General features: G+C 62.1%; 16 protein-coding genes and 3 tRNA genes. 5 read left to right on the forward strand and 14 right to left on the reverse strand.

Features of this window, described 5'->3' with window-relative positions; genetic code table 11:
* Positions 1-93 precede the first annotated feature (93 nt).
* Positions 94-1,284, reverse strand: a complete 1,191-nt coding sequence (locus AC27VO_RS04055) for an acyl-CoA dehydrogenase (RefSeq protein ID WP_488665401.1) — start codon at positions 1,282-1,284, stop codon at positions 94-96.
* Positions 1,285-1,521: 237 nt separating this feature from the next.
* On the opposite strand from AC27VO_RS04055, the gene AC27VO_RS04060 reads away from it, so the two are divergent.
* Complete coding sequence (locus AC27VO_RS04060; protein ID WP_488665402.1) at positions 1,522-2,469, forward strand: LysR family transcriptional regulator; 948 nt, start codon at positions 1,522-1,524, stop codon at positions 2,467-2,469.
* Here AC27VO_RS04060 and AC27VO_RS04065 read toward each other — a convergent pair.
* The 7 genes from AC27VO_RS04065 to AC27VO_RS04095 form a co-directional block, all read right to left on the reverse strand.
* Positions 2,457-3,179, reverse strand: coding sequence for an LrgB family protein (locus tag AC27VO_RS04065; RefSeq protein WP_488665403.1), 723 nt, complete (start codon positions 3,177-3,179; stop codon positions 2,457-2,459). The two genes, AC27VO_RS04060 and AC27VO_RS04065, sit on opposite strands and share 13 nt — an antisense overlap.
* The gene (locus AC27VO_RS04070; RefSeq protein ID WP_488665404.1) at positions 3,176-3,538 is read right to left on the reverse strand and encodes a CidA/LrgA family protein; all 363 of its coding nucleotides are present in this window, start codon (positions 3,536-3,538) and stop codon (positions 3,176-3,178) included. The genes AC27VO_RS04065 and AC27VO_RS04070 overlap by 4 nt, the downstream gene beginning before the upstream one ends.
* A 273-nt stretch (positions 3,539-3,811) precedes the next feature.
* Positions 3,812-4,285 carry a LexA family protein gene (locus AC27VO_RS04075; protein WP_488665405.1) on the reverse strand — a complete coding sequence of 158 codons (474 nt, stop codon included), beginning with the start codon at positions 4,283-4,285 and terminating at the stop codon, positions 3,812-3,814.
* 13 nt (positions 4,286-4,298) lie between these two features.
* On the reverse strand, positions 4,299-5,603 hold the full coding sequence (locus AC27VO_RS04080; RefSeq protein WP_488665406.1) for a Y-family DNA polymerase: 1,305 nt from the start codon (positions 5,601-5,603) through the stop codon (positions 4,299-4,301).
* 221 nt (positions 5,604-5,824) lie between these two features.
* Positions 5,825-5,909, reverse strand: a tRNA-Leu gene (locus AC27VO_RS04085).
* Positions 5,910-5,959: 50 nt separating this feature from the next.
* A tRNA-Met gene (locus AC27VO_RS04090) sits at positions 5,960-6,036 on the reverse strand.
* A gap of 46 nt (positions 6,037-6,082) precedes the next feature.
* A tRNA-Leu gene (locus tag AC27VO_RS04095) sits at positions 6,083-6,167 on the reverse strand.
* Positions 6,168-6,207: 40 nt separating this feature from the next.
* Between AC27VO_RS04095 and cysM the strand changes: the two genes are divergently transcribed.
* The 3 genes from cysM to AC27VO_RS04110 all read left to right on the forward strand — a co-directional run bounded on the left by cysM (position 6,208) and on the right by AC27VO_RS04110 (position 8,248).
* On the forward strand, positions 6,208-7,116 hold the full coding sequence (gene cysM / locus AC27VO_RS04100; RefSeq protein ID WP_488665407.1) for a cysteine synthase CysM: 909 nt from the start codon (positions 6,208-6,210) through the stop codon (positions 7,114-7,116).
* A gap of 196 nt (positions 7,117-7,312) precedes the next feature.
* Positions 7,313-7,951, forward strand: a complete 639-nt coding sequence (locus AC27VO_RS04105) for an NUDIX domain-containing protein (RefSeq protein WP_488665408.1) — start codon at positions 7,313-7,315, stop codon at positions 7,949-7,951.
* 69 nt (positions 7,952-8,020) lie between these two features.
* Complete coding sequence (locus tag AC27VO_RS04110) at positions 8,021-8,248, forward strand: sulfurtransferase TusA family protein (RefSeq protein WP_488665409.1); 228 nt, start codon at positions 8,021-8,023, stop codon at positions 8,246-8,248.
* A gap of 75 nt (positions 8,249-8,323) precedes the next feature.
* On the opposite strand, the gene galU is transcribed toward AC27VO_RS04110, so the two are convergent.
* From galU to hemC, 6 genes are all read right to left on the reverse strand, one after another.
* Positions 8,324-9,211 (reverse strand): UTP--glucose-1-phosphate uridylyltransferase GalU, encoded by an 888-nt coding sequence (galU, locus tag AC27VO_RS04115; RefSeq protein ID WP_488665410.1) that lies wholly within the window; start codon positions 9,209-9,211, stop codon positions 8,324-8,326.
* A 75-nt stretch (positions 9,212-9,286) separates the two neighbouring features.
* Positions 9,287-12,190, reverse strand: a complete 2,904-nt coding sequence (locus AC27VO_RS04120; protein ID WP_488665411.1) for a valine--tRNA ligase — start codon at positions 12,188-12,190, stop codon at positions 9,287-9,289.
* A gap of 178 nt (positions 12,191-12,368) precedes the next feature.
* Positions 12,369-13,652 carry a heme biosynthesis protein HemY gene (locus AC27VO_RS04125; RefSeq protein WP_488665544.1) on the reverse strand — a complete coding sequence of 428 codons (1,284 nt, stop codon included), beginning with the start codon at positions 13,650-13,652 and terminating at the stop codon, positions 12,369-12,371.
* Between the two features lie 23 nt (positions 13,653-13,675).
* Positions 13,676-14,767 carry a uroporphyrinogen-III C-methyltransferase gene (locus AC27VO_RS04130; protein ID WP_488665412.1) on the reverse strand — a complete coding sequence of 364 codons (1,092 nt, stop codon included), beginning with the start codon at positions 14,765-14,767 and terminating at the stop codon, positions 13,676-13,678.
* The gene (locus AC27VO_RS04135; RefSeq protein ID WP_488665413.1) at positions 14,754-15,560 is read right to left on the reverse strand and encodes a uroporphyrinogen-III synthase; all 807 of its coding nucleotides are present in this window, start codon (positions 15,558-15,560) and stop codon (positions 14,754-14,756) included. Before AC27VO_RS04135 ends, AC27VO_RS04130 begins: the two co-directional genes overlap by 14 nt.
* A 9-nt stretch (positions 15,561-15,569) precedes the next feature.
* Positions 15,570-16,505: a hydroxymethylbilane synthase gene (gene hemC, locus AC27VO_RS04140; RefSeq protein ID WP_488665414.1), complete on the reverse strand. Its 936-nt coding sequence runs from the start codon at positions 16,503-16,505 to the stop codon at positions 15,570-15,572.
* A 97-nt stretch (positions 16,506-16,602) separates the two neighbouring features.
* Here hemC and ppc point away from each other — a divergent pair, with 97 nt between their 5' ends.
* Positions 16,603-19,455 (forward strand): phosphoenolpyruvate carboxylase, encoded by a 2,853-nt coding sequence (ppc, locus tag AC27VO_RS04145; protein WP_488665415.1) that lies wholly within the window; start codon positions 16,603-16,605, stop codon positions 19,453-19,455.
* Positions 19,456-19,503: the final 48 nt, after the last annotated feature.

Below are 19,503 nucleotides of genomic sequence, written 5' to 3' on the forward strand. Positions count from 1 at the left end.
AAAAAGAGCTGCTAGTGCTTATGTAGTAAGCGCATACAGCTATAAAAAACAGAGCTAACTCCTGCAAAAGCCCTGCATGGAAAACCGTGAGGTTCAGTTGGCAAACGCCGCAATACCGGTCTGGGCGCGGCCCAGAATCAGTGCGTGCACATCGTGCGTGCCTTCGTAGGTGTTCACCACTTCCAGATTCACCAGGTGGCGGGCCACGCCAAACTCGTCAGAGATGCCGTTGCCACCCATCATGTCGCGCGCCAGGCGGGCAATGTCCAGCGACTTGCCGCAGTTGTTGCGCTTGATCAGCGAGGTGATTTCGATCACGTTCTGGTGCTCGTCTTTCATGCGGCCCACGCGCAGGGCGGCTTGCAGGCCCAGCGTGATTTCGGTCTGCATGTCGGCCAGCTTTTTCTGGATCAGCTGGTTGGCCGCCAGAGGGCGGCCAAACTGCTTGCGGTCCATGGTGTACTGGCGGGCGGTGTGCCAGCAGAACTCGGCCGCACCCATAGCGCCCCAGGCAATGCCAAAGCGGGCGCTGTTCAGGCAGGTGAAGGGGCCTTTCAGGCCGCGCACTTCGGGGAAGGCGTTTTCTTCGGGCACAAACACATCGTCCATCACGATTTCACCAGTGATGGAGGCACGCAGGCCCACCTTGCCGTGGATGGCGGGGGCGGACAGGCCCTTCATGCCCTTTTCCAGCACAAAGCCGCGAATCTGGCCGACGTTGCCGCCTTCAGAGACTTCCTTGGCCCAGACCACAAACACATCCGCCACGGGGCTGTTGGTGATCCACATCTTGGCGCCCTTGAGCTTGTAGCCGCCATCGACCTTGTAAGCGCGGGTGGCCATGGAGCCGGGGTCCGAGCCGTGGTCGGGTTCGGTCAGGCCAAAGCAGCCGATGTATTCGCCCGATGCCAGCTTGGGCAGGTATTTTTGCTTTTGCGCTTCGGTACCGAATTCGTTGATCGGCACCATCACCAGGGACGACTGCACCGAGGCCATGGAGCGGTAGCCGCTGTCCACACGTTCGATTTCACGCGCCACCAGGCCGTAGCTCACGTAGTTCAAACCAGCGCCGCCGTATTCGGTGGGGATGGTGGGGCCGAGCAGGCCCATCTCGCCCATCTCGCGGAAGATGGAGATGTCGGTCTTTTCGTGGCGGAACATGTCCTGCACGCGGGGCATGAGCTTGCCTTGGCAGTATTCATAGGCCGCGTCGCGGATCATGCGTTCGTCAGCGGTCAGTTGCTCATCCAGGTGGAAGGGGTCTTGCCATTGGAAGTTGGACATGGTGGTCTCCTTGGAGGTGTTGTGACGGGCTGGTGCAGTTGGCTGTGCAGCCAGGCAGGGTTGCCTGTATTGCATTTGTGCATGGTTGACCAGCGATGAAAGGCATCGTAGAAGCGCTTTGATGGTGTCGCAAACCATTTGTTTGCATCTAGATATGAGCTTTACGCATTCCTTGCTTGTGAGCAGCCTGGTTTTGCGGCAGCATCGGAACCGTCTGTGGCCTGAAATTTCCCTGCTATGCGTCGCTCCATCCCTTCTACCCAAGCCCTGGCCTGTTTTGAGGCTGCAGCCCGCCATGAAAGCTACACCCGTGCAGCGCAAGAGCTGGCGCTCACGCAAGGGGCCGTCTCGCGCCAGGTGATTGCGCTGGAAGAGTTTGTGGGTGTCGAGCTGTTTCGCCGCACGCGCCACGGCGTGGCGCTGACCCCGGCGGGCGACGTCTACGCGCGCAAGGTGCGCAGCTGGCTGCTGGGCATGGAGCGCGACACGCTGGACCTGATGGCCCACCAGGGCACGGGCGGCACTATCAAGCTGGCGGCAGTGCCCACTTTTGCCACGCGCTGGCTGATGCCGCGCCTGCCACTGCTGGCCAAGGCCCAGCCCGACATCACCGTGCACATTGACGTGCAAACACGCCCGTTTCTGTTTGCCGACACAGGGTTTGATGCGGCGCTGTACGCCGGGACCGCAGAGCAGGTGCACAACTGGCCGGGTATTGATGCCATGCACTTGATGGATGAAGACGTGGTGCCCGTCTGCAGCCCGGCGCTGCTGGATAAAACCGCGCAGCGCGCACCGGGCCGGGCCTGGCAGCCGCTGCCGCCGCAAGCGCTGGCGGATTTGCCGCTGCTGCAGCAAAGCACACGCCCGCATGGTTGGCAGCAGTGGTTTCAATCCGTGGGGGTCGAAGCGCCCCGGGCCATGGACGGCCCGCGCTATGAGCTGTTCTCCATGCTGGCCGTAGCGGCCACCCAGGGCATGGGGGTGGCGCTGATGCCACCCATGCTGGTGGAGGCCGAGCTGGCGCGCGGCGAGCTGGTGCTGGCCTGCGCCCAGCCATTGCGCGGTGAGCGCAGCTACTACCTGATCACGCCAGCCCAGCAAGCGCCTTCGGCCGTGCTGCAGATTTTTTCAAACTGGCTGCAGGCGATGGCGCAGGCTGCGGCTGAGGTTCACAGCCGCTGAAACAGCGCCACACACAGGGGCATCAGCAGGGCCGTGAGTACGCCGTTGAGGCCCATGGCCAGCGCGGCAAACGCCCCGGCGGTGGGGTTGATCTGGATCGAGCGTGCAGTGCCAATGGCGTGCGACGTTAGCCCTTGGGCAAAGCCTTCCACGGCCGGATCGGTGCTGCGCACCACGCGCAGCAGCAAGGGCGCAAGCATGCAGCCGCTGATGCCGGTGACCGCCACGGCCACGGCGGCCAGAGAGGGCAGGCCGCCAAAGCGCTCGGCCATGGGCAGGGCAATCGGAATGGTGGCCGATTTGGGGGCCAGCGAGATGATGGTCTCCCAGCTGCCGCCCAGCGCCCAGGCAATCCCCATGGCGGAAAACAGGGCCACCACGCAGCCCACCGTCAGCGCGACCGCAATCGGGCGCCACAGCGCGACGATGCGCGCGCGCTGTGCGTACAGCGGAATGGCCAGCGCCACAGTGGCCGGGCCAATCAGCATGCTCAGCCATTCCACCCCTTGCTTGTAGGTGGCGTACGGGGTGTCGGTGGCCAGCAGCACCCCCACGATGATCACCACGGCCGGAAACACGGGGATCAGCAGTGGGTGGCAGCGAAAGCGCTTGTACAGCGCCAGGGTGGCCAGGTAGACGGCGAAGGTCAGCACCAGCCACGGCAGGTGGCTGGCAGACAGGTTGGACAGCACATGCTCCCAGGTGTTCATGGGGCCTCCTGGGTGGTGCGCTGGCTGCGGGCCAGCATCCACTTGAAGGTGAAGGCCGTCACCAAGAAGGTGATGGCTGCGCCCGCAATACCGGCCACCACAAACGGCAACCATTCCCGGGAGATGCGTTCAAAGTGCAGCATGACCCCGGCAATGGTGGGAATGAACAGCAGCATCATGTTTTGCAGCAGCGTCTGTGCGGTTTGCTCCAGCGCCTGCGGCAGGCGGCCGTAGACCAGCAGGCTCAGCAGCAGCAGCAGTGCGCCCAGCAGCGCGCCGGGGAAGGGGAGTTGAAACAACTGAACCAAGGCCTCGCCCACCAACTGGAAGGCGAACAGGGCCGCAAGCGCATACAACATGGCAACCATTCATCAAAGCAATGGCTGCGCAGTCTAGGTGCTGTGCCAGATTTGGCAATGCCTGTTTTGTTGCGCAAGTGACTATGGGTGTTTTTGGCCTGCAATGCAGGTGCAGAAACCGCTGATAGCTATGCTTTTTATGAATTTGCCTGCTTTCTGTGCAGCTTAAGCACAGGCAAGTAAAAACAAGGGCTTAGTGGTGCCTATACCGTTGGTCGCCAAAGTTGTCCACAGCTTTGTCCAACGGTTTCGTGGAGAAGCAAGGGTTTGTACTTACTCTGGATGCACGCTGCGTGGATGTCCGGGGTGGTGCAGCAGCGGGGTGACGGCGGCTGTCACCACGCCCCAGATCTCCAGCGTGTTGTCTGGCGTGAAGGTGATGCAGGGATAGGACTCATTGGCTGGGTGCAGCTCGCAGCAGCCGCCGCGCTGGTACAGCTGCTTGACGGTGAACTCGCCATCGACCACTGCCACCACCGTATCGCCGTGGCGTGCCTGCAGGGAGCGGTCGACCGTGATCAGGCTGCCATCCCGGATACCTGCGTCCTGCATGCTGTCGCCACGCACCCTCAGGATGAAGGTGCTGACCGGGCGCGGCGCAATGTGTGCTATCAGGTCAAACAACTTGGCTGGCACATCCTCCGCCGGGCTGGGAAAGCCGCAGCGCACGCTGGCGTCCAAAAAGGGCAGCTGCAGCGCGCCGTGCGGCGCAAGGGGGTGGATGGCGGTGGAGAGAGCGTGGTGCATGGGGTTCGTCGGGTCAGGCGGTGGCAATGGGCAGGTCTTCGTAGCGCATGGTGTAGAGCGGGCTGAGCATGGCCTGCTTCATGCGCCAGCCGGCAGCGTCTTGCTGGGGCAGACCACTGCTGGCCAGGTGGATCGTGCCCTTGCCAAAACGCTGGTTGATGGCATCGACGGCGGGCATGAGCTGCGCATGGCGGTGGGGCACTGCAGGGTCATCGAATAAATCGGCACTGCGTGGTTGCTGGTGGGGCACCAGATCCAGCAAGATCACGCCGGCTTTGCTGAGTGTGTGGCCTGCCTGGTAGAAGCTGCGCGCCGCGTGCGTGGCAGCTTGCACGATGGCGTAGCTGTCATTGCAGGGGCGGGCCAGGGGCAGCGTCAGCGCGCCATGCCAGGGCGGTGCATGCCGAAACGGTGAGGTGTAGGCGAACACATGCACCTGCTGGGCCAGCAAACCGGCTGCGCGGGCTTTTTCGGCGGCCCGTGCAGCGAATTCACTGACGGCTTCAAGCAGCGGCGCCACATCGCTGATGGCCTGCCCAAAGCTGCGGGTGCAGGCAATTTGCTGCCGCGCAGCGGGGGCGGTGTCGGCGGTGAAGCAGGGCACCCCCTGCAGCTCGCGCACGGTGCGCTCCAGCATCACCCCACCAATGTGCCGCGCCTGGGACGCGGCCAGCTGGGTCACATCCCAGGCCGTGGTGCACTGCACCTGGGCCAGGCGCAAGGCCATGCGCCGGCCAATGCCCCACACGGCCCGGGTGCTGGTGCTGCGCAACAGGTGCTGTTGCTGCGCAGCACCCATCTCTTGCCAGTTGCATACCTGGGCCCAGCAGGCTTGCTGCGGGTCTGCGCTGCGCTCGGCGGTTTTGGCCAGGTGGTTGCACAGCTTGGCCAGGGTTTTGCTGGGGGCAATGCCGATGCCGCACGGAATGCTCAGGCAGCGTTCAATGCGCTGGCGAATGGCACGGGCGCGCTGGGTGAGTTGGGGGATACCTTCCAGCCCACCGATAAAGCACTCGTCAATGGAATAAATCTCCTGCTGCGGGCCTAGCGCAGCGGCCAAGCGCATCATGCGCGCGCTCATATCGCCGTAGAGCGCAAAGTTGGCCGACAGGGCTGTGGTGCCCTGCGTGGCCAGAGCCTGCTGGATTTGGTAGAAGGGCTGGCCCATCTGGATGCCTGCACGCTTGGCTTCTTCGCTGCGCGAGATGACGCAACCGTCATTGTTGGACAGGACAACGATGGCACGCCCACGTAAGCGCGGGTTGAACGCGCGCTCGCAGCTCGCGTAGAAGTTGTTGCCATCGATCAGTGCGTACATGGCGAAACTGTATATCTATACAGTTGTCAACGGAGGGCGAACAAGTGAAAAAATTGTCCTGCTATGGTTGCATGAGCGAGCAACGGCTGTGGAGCAGGCTGTGGTATGTGGGCGGTAACCCTGTGTCTGGAAAGGGCATCACAGCATATGTGCAGCCCAGAACGCAAAAAGCCAGCGAATGCTGGCTGCGGGCAGCGTGGCGCTGCCAGTTTTTTGTGTGATGGTGCCCGGGGCCGGAATCGAACCGGCACGCCTTGCGGCGGCGGATTTTGAGTCCGCTGCGTCTACCAATTCCACCACCCGGGCTGTTGGTAAATAAAAAAGTCCTGGATCGTAAAGACCAGGACTTTTTCTATTGGTTGCGAGGGCCGGATTTGAACCAACGACCTTTGGGTTATGAGCCCAACGAGCTACCAGACTGCTCCACCTCGCGATAATTCTGATTTGCAACTTCTGACACGCTTGGAACCAAATTGCTTTGGTGCCCGAGGCCGGAATCGAACCGGCACGCCTTGCGGCGGCGGATTTTGAGTCCGCTGCGTCTACCAATTCCACCACCCGGGCAGTCATCAGTGCATGAGCGGAATTATGGCACAGTTATGGCATGACAAAAAAATATTCTTCCATTGAAGCTGCCATCGGATCGACACCGCTGGTGGCTTTGCAGCGCATTGAAGCTTCTGCCAACGCAGAACGCGGCAATGTGGTTCTTGGCAAGCTTGAGGGCAACAACCCTGCCGGTTCTGTGAAAGACCGCCCGGCGCTGTCCATGATTCAGCGCGCGGAAGAGCGTGGCGAAATCAAGCCGGGCGACACCTTGATTGAGGCCACATCGGGCAACACCGGTATTGCACTGGCCATGGCTGCGGCCATCAAGGGCTACCGCATGGTGCTGATCATGCCCGAGGACTTGTCCATCGAGCGTGCCCAGACCATGAAGGCCTATGGTGCAGAGCTGATCCTCACGCCCAAGAGCGGCGGCATGGAATACGCGCGTGACCTGGCCGACCAGATGGTGGCGCAGGGCAAGGGTGTGGTGCTGGACCAGTTTGCCAACGAAGACAACCCGCGTGCGCACTATGAAACCACGGGCCCTGAGCTGTGGGAGCAGACCGGCGGTGAGATCACGCACTTTGTGAGCGCCATGGGCACGACTGGCACCATCACGGGTGTGGCCAAGTTCTTGAAGGAAAAGAACCCCAACATCCAGATCATTGGTGCCCAGCCTTCCGAAGGCTCGCGCATTCCCGGCATTCGCAAGTGGCCCGAGGAATACCTGCCCAAGATCTATGACGCCAGCTTGGTCGATGAGCTGGTCTACGTCAGCCAGGACGATGCCGAGGACATGTGCCGCCGCATGGCGCGCGAAGAAGGCATTTTTGCGGGTATTTCTGCTGCGGGTGCTTGCTGGGTCGCGCAGGAGATTGCCAAACGCGAGCACAACGCCACGATTGTCTTCATCGTGTGTGACCGCGGTGATCGCTACCTGTCTACCGGTGTGTTTCCTGCCTGAGATCCGCTCACGCAGCCTCTGAGCCGCCTGACGTGGTCCGGTCGCTGGCCTGTACGGCTTGCAGCTGGGGCCTCGCCTCTGGCGCCAACCTGGGCTGCGGTGTGGTGTAGGCCGTGCCGTTGCCGGCGCTGCATGTACCCAGGCCGCACAGTTTGCGGCCTTTTTTGTGCCAATTTGCCTCCAGAAAGCCTGTGCCATGAGCCAAGAAATGCGTTTTTGCCCCTGCTGTGCCACGCCGCTGCAATGGATGACCCAGCAAGAAGACGGGGGCGCGAAGTCGCGCCTGCGCTGCCCAGCCTGTGAATGGACGCACTGGGGCAACCCCACGCCGGTGCTTGCCGCCGTGGTGGAAAACGACCGCGGTGAGGTGCTGCTGGCGCGCAATGCGCTGTGGCAGGAAGGGGTGTTTGGCTTGATCACCGGGTTCATGGAAGCCGGTGAATCGCCCGAGGCCGGGATTTGCCGCGAAGTGCTGGAAGAGACCAGTTTGCGCGTGCAGGCGTTGCGCTTGCTGGGCAGCTGGGAGTTTTTGCGCATGAACCAGGTGTTGATTGCCTACCACGTGCGTGTGCAGGGCGAGGTGCAGCTCTCACCTGAGCTGCTGGAATACCGCTGGAAGAGTGTGCAGGACGTGCGCTGCTGGCCTTCAGGCACGGGCTATGCCTTGGCGCACTGGGTGCACAGCAAGGGCCTGGAGCCACAGTTTGGCGCTTTCCGGCCTGGCCAGGCTCCAGAGCCAGACCCCGCCAAATGGCCGCTGCAGACCTGGTCGGAGGATGCGCGCTTTGTATTGCCGCCAGCGCTGGAGCTGAACGCTGCAGGCGGTGTCTACTAGGGCATCTATGTGCAGCAGATGGGCATCTGCAGATGCCTACAATGCAGGGCGAATAAGGAACTATGTGCCATGGACATCCATCAAGAAATCGACACCCGCGGTTTGAATTGCCCCTTGCCTATTCTCAAGGCCAAGAAGGCGCTGGCTGCAATGGCCAGCGGCGAATTGCTCAAAGTGGTGGCTACGGATACGGGCTCGCTCAAAGATTTCCAAGCCTTTGCCAAGCAAACGGGCAATGAGCTGGTGGAGCAGGAGACGGTGGGTGGCGAATACATCCACATCCTGCGTCGCCGTTAAAAAACTAGAGCTGGGAGCGCACAAAAGGCCTGCATTTGCAGGCCTTTTGTATTGGAAACGCAGCTAAAGCGTGCGTTAGATGCTCAGATTTTTGAGATAGTCGCGGAAATGGGCGCCCACGTCGGGGTGCTGCAGGGCCAGCTCGACGGTGGCTTCCAGAAAGCCTTCCTTGCTGCCGCAGTCATAGCGCTTGCCGCGGTATTGGAACGCGTAGACGGCCTCGTGGGCCATCAGACGCTCAATCGCATCGGTCAGCTGGATCTCGCCACCCACGCCTGTGGGCTGGTTGCGGATTTCTTCAAAAATGCGCGGTGTTAGCACGTAGCGGCCCGCCACGCCCATGCGCGAAGGGGCTTTCTCTGGGGCAGGTTTTTCCACGATTTCATCGACGCGCATCAGCGGGCCGCCTGCGGCTTCGCCCTTGACGATGCCGTAGCGCTTGGTGTGTGCCAACGGCACTTCCTGCACGGCCAACAGCGAGCGGCCTTGCTTGGAAAAAGCCTCGGTCATTTGCTGCATCACGCCGGGGCCGCCTTGCTCGCCGCGCATCAGGTCATCGGCCAGGATCACGGCAAAGGGCTCGTTGCCGACCAGCGGCTCGGCGCACAGCACGGCATGGCCCAGACCCAGCGAGCGGGGCTGGCGCACAAACAGGCAGTTCATGTCAGCGGGGGCAATGCTGCGCACCAGGTCCAGCATGGCGTGCTTGCCAGCGCGCTCCAGCTCGTTTTCCAGCTCGTAGGCGGTGTCGAAATGGTCTTCAATGGCGCGCTTGGAGCGGCCGGTCACAAAGATCATGTCGCGAATGCCAGCTTCGTAAGCCTCTTCCACGGCGTACTGGATCAGCGGCTTGTCCACCACGGGCAGCATCTCCTTGGGGGATGCCTTGGTGGCGGGCAGAAAGCGGGTCCCCAGGCCTGCCACGGGAAAAACGGCTTTGCGGACACGAGTTTGATTGGACATGTGAAATCCTTCTGGTTCTGAATGGAAAAAAGGCGCAGTTGCCTGCGCCTTTTTGTCGCTCAATGCACAAGCATATCAGCCCAGGCGGGCCAGCTGCTCCTGGATGCGGGTGAGCGTGGCACCGAACTCGGCCACACGCTTTTGCTCCTGCTCCAGCACGGCGGCAGGGGCCTTGGAGCAGAAGGCTTCGTTGTTCAGCTTGCCGTTGGCCTTGGCGATTTCACCTTCCAGGCGTTTGGCTTCCTTGGACAGACGGGCCTTCTCGGCTTCCACGTCGATTTCCACGAACAGCGCCAAGCGGGCTTCACCTACCACTGACACGGGAGCGGACTGCGCTTCGGCCTGCCAGGCGGCTTCGTTGTCAAACACCTTGACTTCGCTGAGCTTGGCCAGGTTCTTGAGCACGTCGGCATTGGCGCGCAGGAATTCAGCGGCTTCGGCGGTGTCACCCACGGCCAGCAGTGGCAGGCGCTGGGCGGGGGAGACGCCCATCTCGCCACGCAGCGTGCGGCAGCTGTCCACCATGGCCTTGATGCGGCCGACGTAGGCGATGGCGGCTTCGTCGATCTTCTCGGGCTGGGTTTCGGGGTAGGCAGCGATGGCAATCGACGCACCGGCGCGGCCAGCCACGGGGGCCACTTTTTGCCACAACTCTTCCGTCACGAACGGAATGACAGGGTGGGCCATGCGCAAAATGGTTTCCAGCACACGGATCAGCGTGTGGCGGGTGGCGCGCTGCTGGGCTTCGTTGCCGGTCTGGATCTGCACCTTGGCAATTTCCAGGTACCAGTCGCAGAACTCGTTCCACACGAAGTCATAGATGGTGTTGGCCACGTTGTCCAAGCGGAACTCGCCAAATCCCTTGGCCACTTCGGCTTCGACCTTTTGCAGCTGCGAGACGATCCAGCGGTCAGGCTGGCTGAACTGCATATAGGCGCCTTCGGTGCCGCAAGCCGCCTTGTCGTGCGCCAGCAGACCGCAGTCATGGCCTTCGCAGTTCATCAGCACAAAGCGGCTGGCGTTCCAGAGCTTGTTGCAGAAGTTGCGGTAGCCTTCGCAGCGCTTGCTATCGAAGTTGATGGAGCGACCCAGGCTGGCCAGCGCGGCAAAGGTGAAACGCAGCGCATCCGCACCATAGGCGGGAATGCCTTCGGGGAACTCTTTTTGCGTGTTCTTGCGCACTTGCGGTGCGGTCTCGGGCTTGCGCAGGCCGGTGGTGCGCTTGTCCAGCAAAGGCTCCAGCGAGATGCCGTCGATCAGATCGACCGGGTCCAGCACATTGCCTTCCGACTTGGACATCTTCTTGCCTTGCGCATCACGCACCAGACCGTGGATGTAGACATGTTTGAACGGCACGCGACCGGTGAAGTGCGTGGTCATCATGATCATGCGTGCCACCCAGAAGAAGATGATGTCGTAACCAGTCACCAGCACCGAGGAGGGCAGGTACAGGTTGAAGTCGTCATCGGCCTTGTCGGTCTGGTTGGGCCAGCCCATGGTGCTGAAGGGAACCATGGCGGAGGAGTACCAAGTGTCCAGCACATCTTCGTCGCGGCGCAGTGTTTTGCCGGGGGCTTGGGCTTGCGCTTCGGCTTCGTTCTTGGCGACGTAGATATTGCCTTCTTCGTCGTACCAGGCCGGAATCTGGTGGCCCCACCACAGCTGGCGCGAGATGCACCAATCCTGGATGTTGTTCATCCACTGGTTGTAGGTGTTGACCCAGTTTTCAGGCACAAACTTCACTTCGCCAGAGGCCACAGCGTCGATAGCCTTTTGCGCGATGGACTTGCCGGTGGTGTCGCCCGTGCCTTCCTTGGCCACTTGGCTCATGGCGATGAACCACTGGTCGGTCAGCATGGGTTCGATCACCTGGCCGGTACGGTCGCAGATCGGCACCATCAGCTTGTGCTTTTTGATCTCGACCATCAGGCCGGCTTCTTCCAGATCGGCCACGATGGCCTTGCGGGCCACAAAGCGGTCCATGCCGCGGTATTTTTCGGGCGCTTCGTCGTTGATCTTGGCGGTCAGCGTCAGCACCGTGATCATGGGCAGCTTGTGGCGGATACCGACCTGGTAGTCGTTCTGGTCGTGTGCAGGCGTGACCTTCACCACGCCGGTACCGAACTCGCGGTCCACGTATTCGTCGGCAATGATGGGGATCTGGCGGCCCACCAAAGGCAGGGTCACGGTCTGGCCGATCAGGTGCTTGTAGCGCTCATCCTCGGGGTGGACCATCACGGCCACGTCGCCCAGCATGGTTTCGGGGCGGGTGGTGGCCACCACCAAGTTGCCTTCGCCGCTGGTGAGTGGGTAGGCGATGTGCCACAGGCTGCCATCCTTCTCTTGGTTCTCGACTTCCAAGTCAGACACGGCGGATTGCAGCACCGGGTCCCAGTTCACCAGGCGCTTGCCGCGGTAGATCAGGCCTTGCTGGTACAGCTTGACGAAAGTCTCGGTCACCACCTTGGACAGCTTGTCGTCCATGGTGAAGTACTCGCGGCTCCAGTCCACGGTGTCGCCCATGCGGCGCATTTGCGTGGTGATGGTGTTGCCGGACTTTTCCTTCCACTCCCACACCTTCTTGACGAAGTCGGGGCGGCCCAGGTCATAGCGGCTCACGCCTTGGGCTTGCAGTTGGCGCTCCACCACGATTTGCGTGGCGATACCGGCGTGGTCGGTGCCGGGAATCCAGGCGGTGTTGGCGCCCTTCATGCGGTAGTAGCGGGTCAACGAGTCCATGATGGTCTGGTTGAACGCGTGGCCCATGTGCAGCGTGCCGGTCACATTCGGTGGGGGCAGCTGGATGGCAAAGTTGTTGCCTGCGGCGGCCGCTTCGGCGTTGGGCTTGCCAGTGCCGCGATAGCCGGCATTGCCGTAGCCGCGCTGTTCCCATTCAGGGCCCCAGTGGGCTTCCAGTGCGGCGGGTTCGAAGGATTTGGACAGGCTGTTCAGGCCTGGCTGGGCAATGGATTCACTCATGGCGGATTCGCAAATAGAAACGGCATCCTGCGGGTGGGGATGCCGTCGATAGGCAGTTAGCGGAAATGACGGATTAAGGTTGATTTTACCGACCCTGCCCAACGATAGGGTGGGTGGGGCATTGTTTCAAGCCAAATGGGCTGCTAATGCAGGCAGATCAAGCGTTAGCAGCTATGGTTTAAAGTGGGTTTTGGGTGGCGGCCTGGCGCCATGCGTGGGCTGCGGCAGCACTGTCTTCGCGTTGCTCGGCCAAAACCGCCAGGGCTTTCCAGGCACTGGCACGCAGCGCGGCATCTTGCAGGCGCGCCACGGCGCCTTGCAGCAATTGCTCGCCTTTGCCCCACAGCTGGCGCTGTACACAGGCCATGCCCGCCAGGTATTGCAGGCGTGGCTCTTGCGGGGCAGCGCGTTGTGCGCTTTCAATGCGGGCCAGCCAGGGGGCATCCAGGCCGTCGAGTGCCCGTTGCATGCCAGTGAACAGGCGCTGGGTCTGCAAGCTGGACAGCGCTTGCGGCGCGCTCAGGAACTGCTCCCACACGGGCAGCAGCCAGCTGCGGGCCAGCGCGGCGTCGCCTTGCAGCTCCAGCAGCTTGCGCGCGGCAGACAGGGCAATGTCGGGGTTGCGGCGGTCGGTGGCGGGCAAATCGCTCCAGGCGCGCTGCAGTTGCTCGGCATCGTGCGTGTGCTGCAGCTGCTCCAGAATCAGGCTGCGGGTGATGCTGCTGGCGGCTTCGGCAGAAAGACCACCGTGCTTGGCCAGCAAGCGGGCCGTATCCAATGCTTGTTGCGTGGCGTGGGCCAGGCGGCTGGCCTTGAGCTGGATGCGCAGGGCCATGGTGCGGCGGCTGGCGCCCGGTGCCAGCTGTTGCAGGCGCTGCAGGGCTTCTTGCGGGTCGCGGTCATCGAGTGCCCAGCGCGCAGCGCGCATCTGGGCGCCTTCGCGCACTTCTTGCTGCTGCAAGCTGCCGTTCAGCGGCACATCATCCAGCGCTTGTTCGTAGTGCGCATCACGTGCGGCCACATCGCGCAGCGCATGGGCGCTGTCGGCAGACAGCATGTGGGCAATGGCGCGCAGTGTGGCGTCTTGCGGAATGTGGGCGTGTTCGGTGCGCAGCTCGTCGCTGAGCTTGAGCAAGGATTGCGCCGACTTGCTGGCGCGCACATAGCGGCCCGCTTGCAGGTGGGAAAAGCTCTCCACAAAGGACTGGTACATCTGTCGCTCTTTTTGCTGCTGGCGCCAGCGCTTGGCATGCTGGGGCAGCATGACCAGGGCCGCAAAGGCGCGCAGAGCGGCATACCCCAGGGCAAACACGGTCAGCAGCAGCAACAACACCATGTTCAGCGACAGGTCCACCCGGTAGGGGTGCCAGAACAGGCTGACCATGCCTTGGTTGTTGCCCGCAAACAGGGCCACGGCCACGGCCAGAGCAAACAAACCGACAAACCAGAGTGCGGCGCGCATCATGCGGTGATTCCTTTAGGTGCTCAAAGGCCGGCAGCGGCGGTGGACAGAGCAGGCAATGTCTCATCCAGCGCGGGCTGCTTGGTGTCTTGAAGGTGGGTCTGCAGCTGCGCCAGCACGGCCTGAGCCTGGTGGGTGCGGCGCGAGGTGCTCTCAAAATATTTGCCCAGCGAGGCCTGGGCGGCACCGATGTCGGCACGCGCCGCATCGTACTGGCGCGCCAGTATGGCCAGGCGGGCGTTGAGCAGCTTGAGCTTGAGGTTTTCGCGCACAAAGAAGGCCTGGTCAGGGGCCATCAAGATGGCGTCGGCATTCTCGATGCGGCTGACGCGCAGCAAGTCGCTGGCTTCATCGCGGGTGGCTTGCCAGATCTGCTGGCCCCAGTGGCTCCACCATTCCCACTGTGCGGGAGAGCTGGCTGGCGCGTTGGCGCTATCGGCGGCCGGTGCTTTGCGCAGGGGCTGGCGCTGCTCGGTGGGCACCGGCGCGCTGTTGTGCACATGCATATCGTCCACCAGGCGCACCACATCGTCCAGGCGGGCGAGCAGGCTGGCTGTGTCGGTGACGGTGGATTGCGACAGGCGCTGCAGATCGCGCTCCATGGCTTGTTGCACCGGCACCAGGCGCGGCTGGGCTGCGCGCTCTACGCGCTTGATGCTGCTTTGCAGGGCGGCCACCAGGGGCTCGGTGCTGCTGGTCAGCTGCACCTGCTGCTGGGCCATGCGCATGGCCGATTCAATATCGACCAGCAAAGTGTCATCGCGCGAGCGGGTTAGGTTTTGCACCAGGGTGTCCAGTTGGCCCCGCTGCAGGCTGACTTCGTTGACGCGCACTTCCATGACGGAGAGCTTGGCCGTGGCATCACGCACCAGGTCTTGGGATTCGCGCGCAAGGGCACGGGCTTGTGCGGCCTGGGTGGTGGCGTCGGCCGACTGGCGTGCCAGCTGCTCTTGCATGCCGTCGACTTTTTGCCACAGCATGAGGCTGCAGCCCAAGCCTGTTGCACCGATTACCAGCGAAAGCCACGTCCAGCCAGGCGCAGCAGGGCGTGGGGCATGAAGCGTTTCAAAGGGAACCGCTTGTGATGGAATAGGGGCGCCGTCAGGAGAGGTCATGCAATGATTTTATCGATGCCGCAATGCTTTGTACGGTTGGCTGGGTCTCAATGACTCGGCCAAAGCCCGACAGGCGTGCTTGTTCGGCAATGCGCGGGTGGGTGACGAGGGCAGTATGGGAGGACCAGGTCCAGCTGGGGTTGCAGTGCACCAAATGTTGCACACATTCGGAGCTGCTAAAGAGCCATGCCGCCTGTTGCGCGCGCAGGGCGGCTATGTGCTGCAAGAGTGCCGGTGTGGCTTGCGGAGCCTGGCGCTCATACACGGGCGCAAAGTCGACCTGCATCCCGCGTTGCTGAAGCTGCTCGGTCAGCCAGGGGCGGCCCTGGCCGGTCGCGTCTGCACCATCACCGCCGCGCACAATCAGTACGCGATCGCCGGCTTGCACGTGGTGCTGGGCTTGCGCCCACAAAGACTCTGAGTCAAATTGAGGAGCGTCTTGCGCAGGCTGGATAATGCTTTGAGGCTGATTATGTTCTGCAAGCAAAGCTTTAGTGGTGCCAGGGCCCGGTGACCACAGCTGCACGTTGCTGCGCAGGCCTGGGTTGGGTGTGCCCAGTGCACGCCATTGCGCAAAGAAGTAGCGCACGGCGTTGCCGCTGACAAACATGAGGGCCTGGTAGCGATCCAGTTGCTGCAACGCTGTACGCACTGCGTCCGCGGCGGCGGGGCTGCGGCTGGGGCCAATGGCCATCATGGGCAGGGCCAGCGCATCGACGCCAGCACTTTGCAGCTGTTGTGCCCACAGCGCCGCATCAGGCTGCGGGCGGGTCACAACAAGGGGGGCAGACATGGGGGTGATTCAGGCCTGCTGACAGACGTGGGCGCCACCGGCTTGCAGCTGGGCTGCGACGTCTGCACCCAGCGCTTCGGCCTGGGCCAGCGTGGTCACCACGGCAGTTTGCTGCACCTGCACCAGGGGCTGGATGCCTTTCGGATCGCCCCAGGCCGCATTCAGGCGCATGGTGTCACCGTCGAGGATGGCATGGGCTGCCAGTGGCACGGAGCAGCTGCCGCCCATGCCGCGGCTGACGGCACGCTCAGCGGCCACACGCAGCCAGGTGGGCAGGTGGGCCAGGGGAGTCAGTGCGTCGGCCAGGTCCTGACGGTCCGCACGGATCTCAATGCCCAGCGCGCCTTGGCCTGCTGCAGGCAGCATGGTGTCGGGGGCAAAAATGGTGCGAATGCGATCTTGCATGCCCAGGCGCTTGAGGCCTGCGGCTGCCAGCACGATGGCGTCGTACTGGCCTTCGTCCAGCTTGCGCAGGCGGGTGTCCAGATTGCCGCGCAGCGGCTCAATCTTCAAATCGGGGCGCAGGGCTTGCAGCAGCACCTGTCGGCGCAGGCTGGAGGTGCCCACCACGGCACCTTGGGGCAATGCGTTCAGGGCGCTGTAGTGTGGCGAGACAAAGGCGTCATGCGGGTCTTCGCGCTCCATCACGCAGGCCAGGGCAAAGCCTTCGGGCATGTCCATGGGGACATCTTTGAGCGAGTGCACCGCAATGTGCGCGCGGCCTTCTTCCAGGGCGACTTCCAGCTCTTTGACGAACAGGCCTTTGCCGCCCACCTTGGAGAGGGTGCGGTCCAGAATTTGATCACCCTTGGTGGTCATACCCAGCAGCTCTACCGTGTGACCACGCGCTTGCAGCAGGGCTTTGACGTGTTCGGCCTGCCACAGTGCGAGGCGGCTTTCGCGGGTGGCGATGACGATGGAGAGGGGGGCGTTTGCTACGTTCATGACTTCCAATGCGCAGGCTTGAGGAGAAGCCTTCCAAATCAGCGGTCGATGCTAGCATGCCGAGTTGACATACAACTTGGCTGGAGTATTCATACCAATGACTGCAGTGACAAAGAAAGATAAAGATCAACGTACAGCGACTTTACCGAGTAAAGCGGTGCGTAAAAATGACAAAGATCTGCCGCTGATTGAAGATATTCGCCTGCTGGGGCGTATCTTGGGAGACATCATTCGTGAGCAGGAGGGCGTGGCTGTCTATGCACTGATTGAGCAGGTGCGTCAGCTGTCTGTGGCTTTTCGGCGCGACCATGACCATGAGGCGGACAAAGCGCTCAAGAAATTGCTCAAAGGGCTGAGTACCGACCAGACGGTCAGCGTCATTCGCGCCTTCACTTATTTTTCGCACCTGGCCAATCTGGCGGAAGACCGCCACCACATTCGCCGCCGTGCGGTGCATGAGCGTGCAGGCAATACCCAGGAAGGCAGTATTGAAGTAGCGCTGTCACGTCTGCGCTGGGCAGGTATTACACCGGATGAAATTGCCAAAACGCTGGCGCAAGCCTATGTGTCGCCGGTGCTCACGGCCCACCCGACGGAGGTGCAACGCCAAAGCATCTTGCAGGCCGAGCACGATATTGCGCGCCTGCTGGTGGAGCGCGATGACATCGCAGCGCGTGGGCAACTGTTCAATAGCGCCAAGGATGCGCTGACGCCGCGTGAGCTGGCGGCCAATGAAGCCATGTTGCGGGCACGCGTGGCACAGCTGTGGATGACGCGCTTGCTGCGCTATTCCAAGCTGACGGTAGCCGATGAGATTGAAAATGCCTTGAGCTATTACGAGGCCACCTTTTTGCGCGAAGTGCCCAAGCTGTATGCGGCGCTGGAAGATGCGCTGCAGGGGCAGCATGTGCACAGTTTCTTGCGCATGGGCCAGTGGATTGGCGGGGACCGTGACGGCAACCCGAATGTGACTGCACACACCCTGGAGCTGGCATTGCGCCGCCAAAGCGATGTGGTGCTGCGCCACTACCTCACGGAAGTGCACTATCTGGGTGGGGAGCTGTCGGTTTCGGCGCGTCTGGCTGATGTCTCGCCCGCCATGCAGGCGCTGGCCAATGCATCGCCCGATGACAATCCACACCGCCAGGATGAACCTTACCGCCGTGCCTTGACCGGTATTTACGCGCGGCTGGCTTCGGCGCTGGAGCATTTGACCGGCGGGCAGGCCGCACGCCATGCAGTGGCACCGCAAAACCCTTACCTGCAGGCAGAGGAGTTTTTGGCGGATCTGCAGATCATTGCTGACTCTTTGTGTGCACACCATGGCGAGAGCCTGGCGGCGCAGCGCCTGCACCCGCTGATGCGGGCCGTCCAAGTGTTCGGATTTTGCCTGTCGACAGTGGACTTGCGCCAAAGCTCGGACAAGCACGAGGCCGTGGTGGCAGAGCTGCTTTCCGTGGCGCAGGTACAGCCTGACTATGCGCAGCTCGATGAGGCGGCCAAATGTGCCTTGCTGCAGCGCCTGCTTCAGGAGGCCCGGCCGCTGCGTGTGGTCGGGGCGGCGTATTCGGCGCTGACCGAGAGTGAGCTGGCCATTTTTGAAATGGCCAAAATCATGCGCACGCGCTATGGGCGTGAGGCCATCATTCACTACATCATCAGCCACACCGAAACCGTCAGCGATCTGCTGGAGGTGTTGCTGCTGCAAAAAGAAGTGGGCCTGATGCGGGGCACGCTGGAGCAGGCAGATGCCCAGCTCGACCTGATCGTGGTGCCATTGTTTGAAACGATTGGCGATTTGCGCGCGAGCGCAGACATCATGCGGGCCTATTTTGCGGTGCCTGGGGTGGCGGCCTTGCTGCAGCGCTCGGGCGCGGTGCAAGACATCATGCTGGGCTACAGCGACAGCAACAAAGATGGCGGTATTTTCACCAGCAACTGGGAACTGTACCGGGCAGAGCTGGCGTTGGTGGAGCTGTTTGACACGCTGCAAGCGCAATATGGCCTGCGCCTGCGCATGTTCCATGGCCGTGGCGGCACCGTGGGGCGTGGCGGTGGCCCCAGCTACCAGGCCATTTTGGCGCAGCCTCCGGGGACGGTGCGTGGGCAGATTCGCCTGACGGAGCAGGGTGAGGTGATTGCCTCCAAGTATGCCAATCCGGATATCGGTCGCCGCAATCTGGAGACCTTGGTGGCAGCCACGCTGGAGGCCACGCTGTTGCAACCCACCAAGGCGGCCACGGCGGGCTTTTTGCAGGCTGCAGAGCAACTGTCGCAGGCCAGCATGCAGGCCTACCGCAAGCTGGTCTATGAAACCGCCGGCTTTGCGGATTACTTCTTCAGTGCCACGCCGATCCGTGAAATTGCCGAGCTGAACATCGGCTCACGCCCTGCATCGCGCAAGGCGACGCAGGCGATTGAAGATTTGCGTGCCATTCCCTGGGGTTTCAGCTGGGGGCAGTGCCGTCTGACGCTGCCAGGCTGGTATGGCTTTGGCTCGGCAGTGGAGGCGTTCTTGCATGCGGAAGGCGCAGATGCCAAGCGTCAGTTGGCGTTGCTGCAGAAGATGTACCGCCAATGGCCATTCTTCAAGACCTTGCTCTCCAATATGGACATGGTGCTGGCCAAGAGTGATCTGGCGCTGGCTTCGCGCTATAGCGAGCTGGTGGCGGATACACGTTTGCGCAAGCGCATTTTCTCGAGCATTGAGGCGGAGTGGCTGCGCACCACGGAGGCGCTGGCAAAGATTACGGAGGAATCTGACCGTCTGGCGGGCAATCCAGCGCTGGCGCGTTCTATCCGCCATCGCTTTCCCTACATTGATCCTTTGCACCATCTGCAGGTGGAGCTGGTCAGGCGCTGGCGTGCCGGGCAGACCGATGAACGCCTGAAGAACGGGATTCACATTTCCATCAATGGCATTGCCGCCGGGCTGCGCAATACGGGTTGAAACAGCCGAAAAAAAGGCCTGCATCAGTGATGCAGGCCTGGTCTCCTC

Source organism: Comamonas sp. 14P8.1.4 (assembly GCF_057799285.1).

Coding starts and splice junctions, on each gene's coding strand:
- AC27VO_RS04075 (WP_488665405.1), bottom strand. CDS start 4,285: ATGCACCACGCTCTCTCCACCGCCATCCACCCCCTTGCGCCGCACGGC.
- galU (WP_488665410.1), bottom strand. CDS start 9,211: ATGTCCAATCAAACTCGTGTCCGCAAAGCCGTTTTTCCCGTGGCAGGC.
- AC27VO_RS04130 (WP_488665412.1), bottom strand. CDS start 14,767: ATGACCTCTCCTGACGGCGCCCCTATTCCATCACAAGCGGTTCCCTTT.
- AC27VO_RS04105 (WP_488665408.1), top strand. CDS start 7,313: ATGAGCCAAGAAATGCGTTTTTGCCCCTGCTGTGCCACGCCGCTGCAA.
- AC27VO_RS04125 (WP_488665544.1), bottom strand. CDS start 13,652: ATGCGCGCCGCACTCTGGTTTGTCGGTTTGTTTGCTCTGGCCGTGGCC.
- AC27VO_RS04070 (WP_488665404.1), bottom strand. CDS start 3,538: ATGTTGTATGCGCTTGCGGCCCTGTTCGCCTTCCAGTTGGTGGGCGAG.
- AC27VO_RS04055 (WP_488665401.1), bottom strand. CDS start 1,284: ATGTCCAACTTCCAATGGCAAGACCCCTTCCACCTGGATGAGCAACTG.
- AC27VO_RS04120 (WP_488665411.1), bottom strand. CDS start 12,190: ATGAGTGAATCCATTGCCCAGCCAGGCCTGAACAGCCTGTCCAAATCC.
- AC27VO_RS04080 (WP_488665406.1), bottom strand. CDS start 5,603: ATGTACGCACTGATCGATGGCAACAACTTCTACGCGAGCTGCGAGCGC.
- AC27VO_RS04065 (WP_488665403.1), bottom strand. CDS start 3,179: ATGAACACCTGGGAGCATGTGCTGTCCAACCTGTCTGCCAGCCACCTG.
- AC27VO_RS04060 (WP_488665402.1), top strand. CDS start 1,522: ATGCGTCGCTCCATCCCTTCTACCCAAGCCCTGGCCTGTTTTGAGGCT.
- cysM (WP_488665407.1), top strand. CDS start 6,208: ATGACAAAAAAATATTCTTCCATTGAAGCTGCCATCGGATCGACACCG.
- AC27VO_RS04110 (WP_488665409.1), top strand. CDS start 8,021: ATGGACATCCATCAAGAAATCGACACCCGCGGTTTGAATTGCCCCTTG.
- AC27VO_RS04135 (WP_488665413.1), bottom strand. CDS start 15,560: ATGTCTGCCCCCCTTGTTGTGACCCGCCCGCAGCCTGATGCGGCGCTG.
- hemC (WP_488665414.1), bottom strand. CDS start 16,505: ATGAACGTAGCAAACGCCCCCCTCTCCATCGTCATCGCCACCCGCGAA.
- ppc (WP_488665415.1), top strand. CDS start 16,603: ATGACTGCAGTGACAAAGAAAGATAAAGATCAACGTACAGCGACTTTA.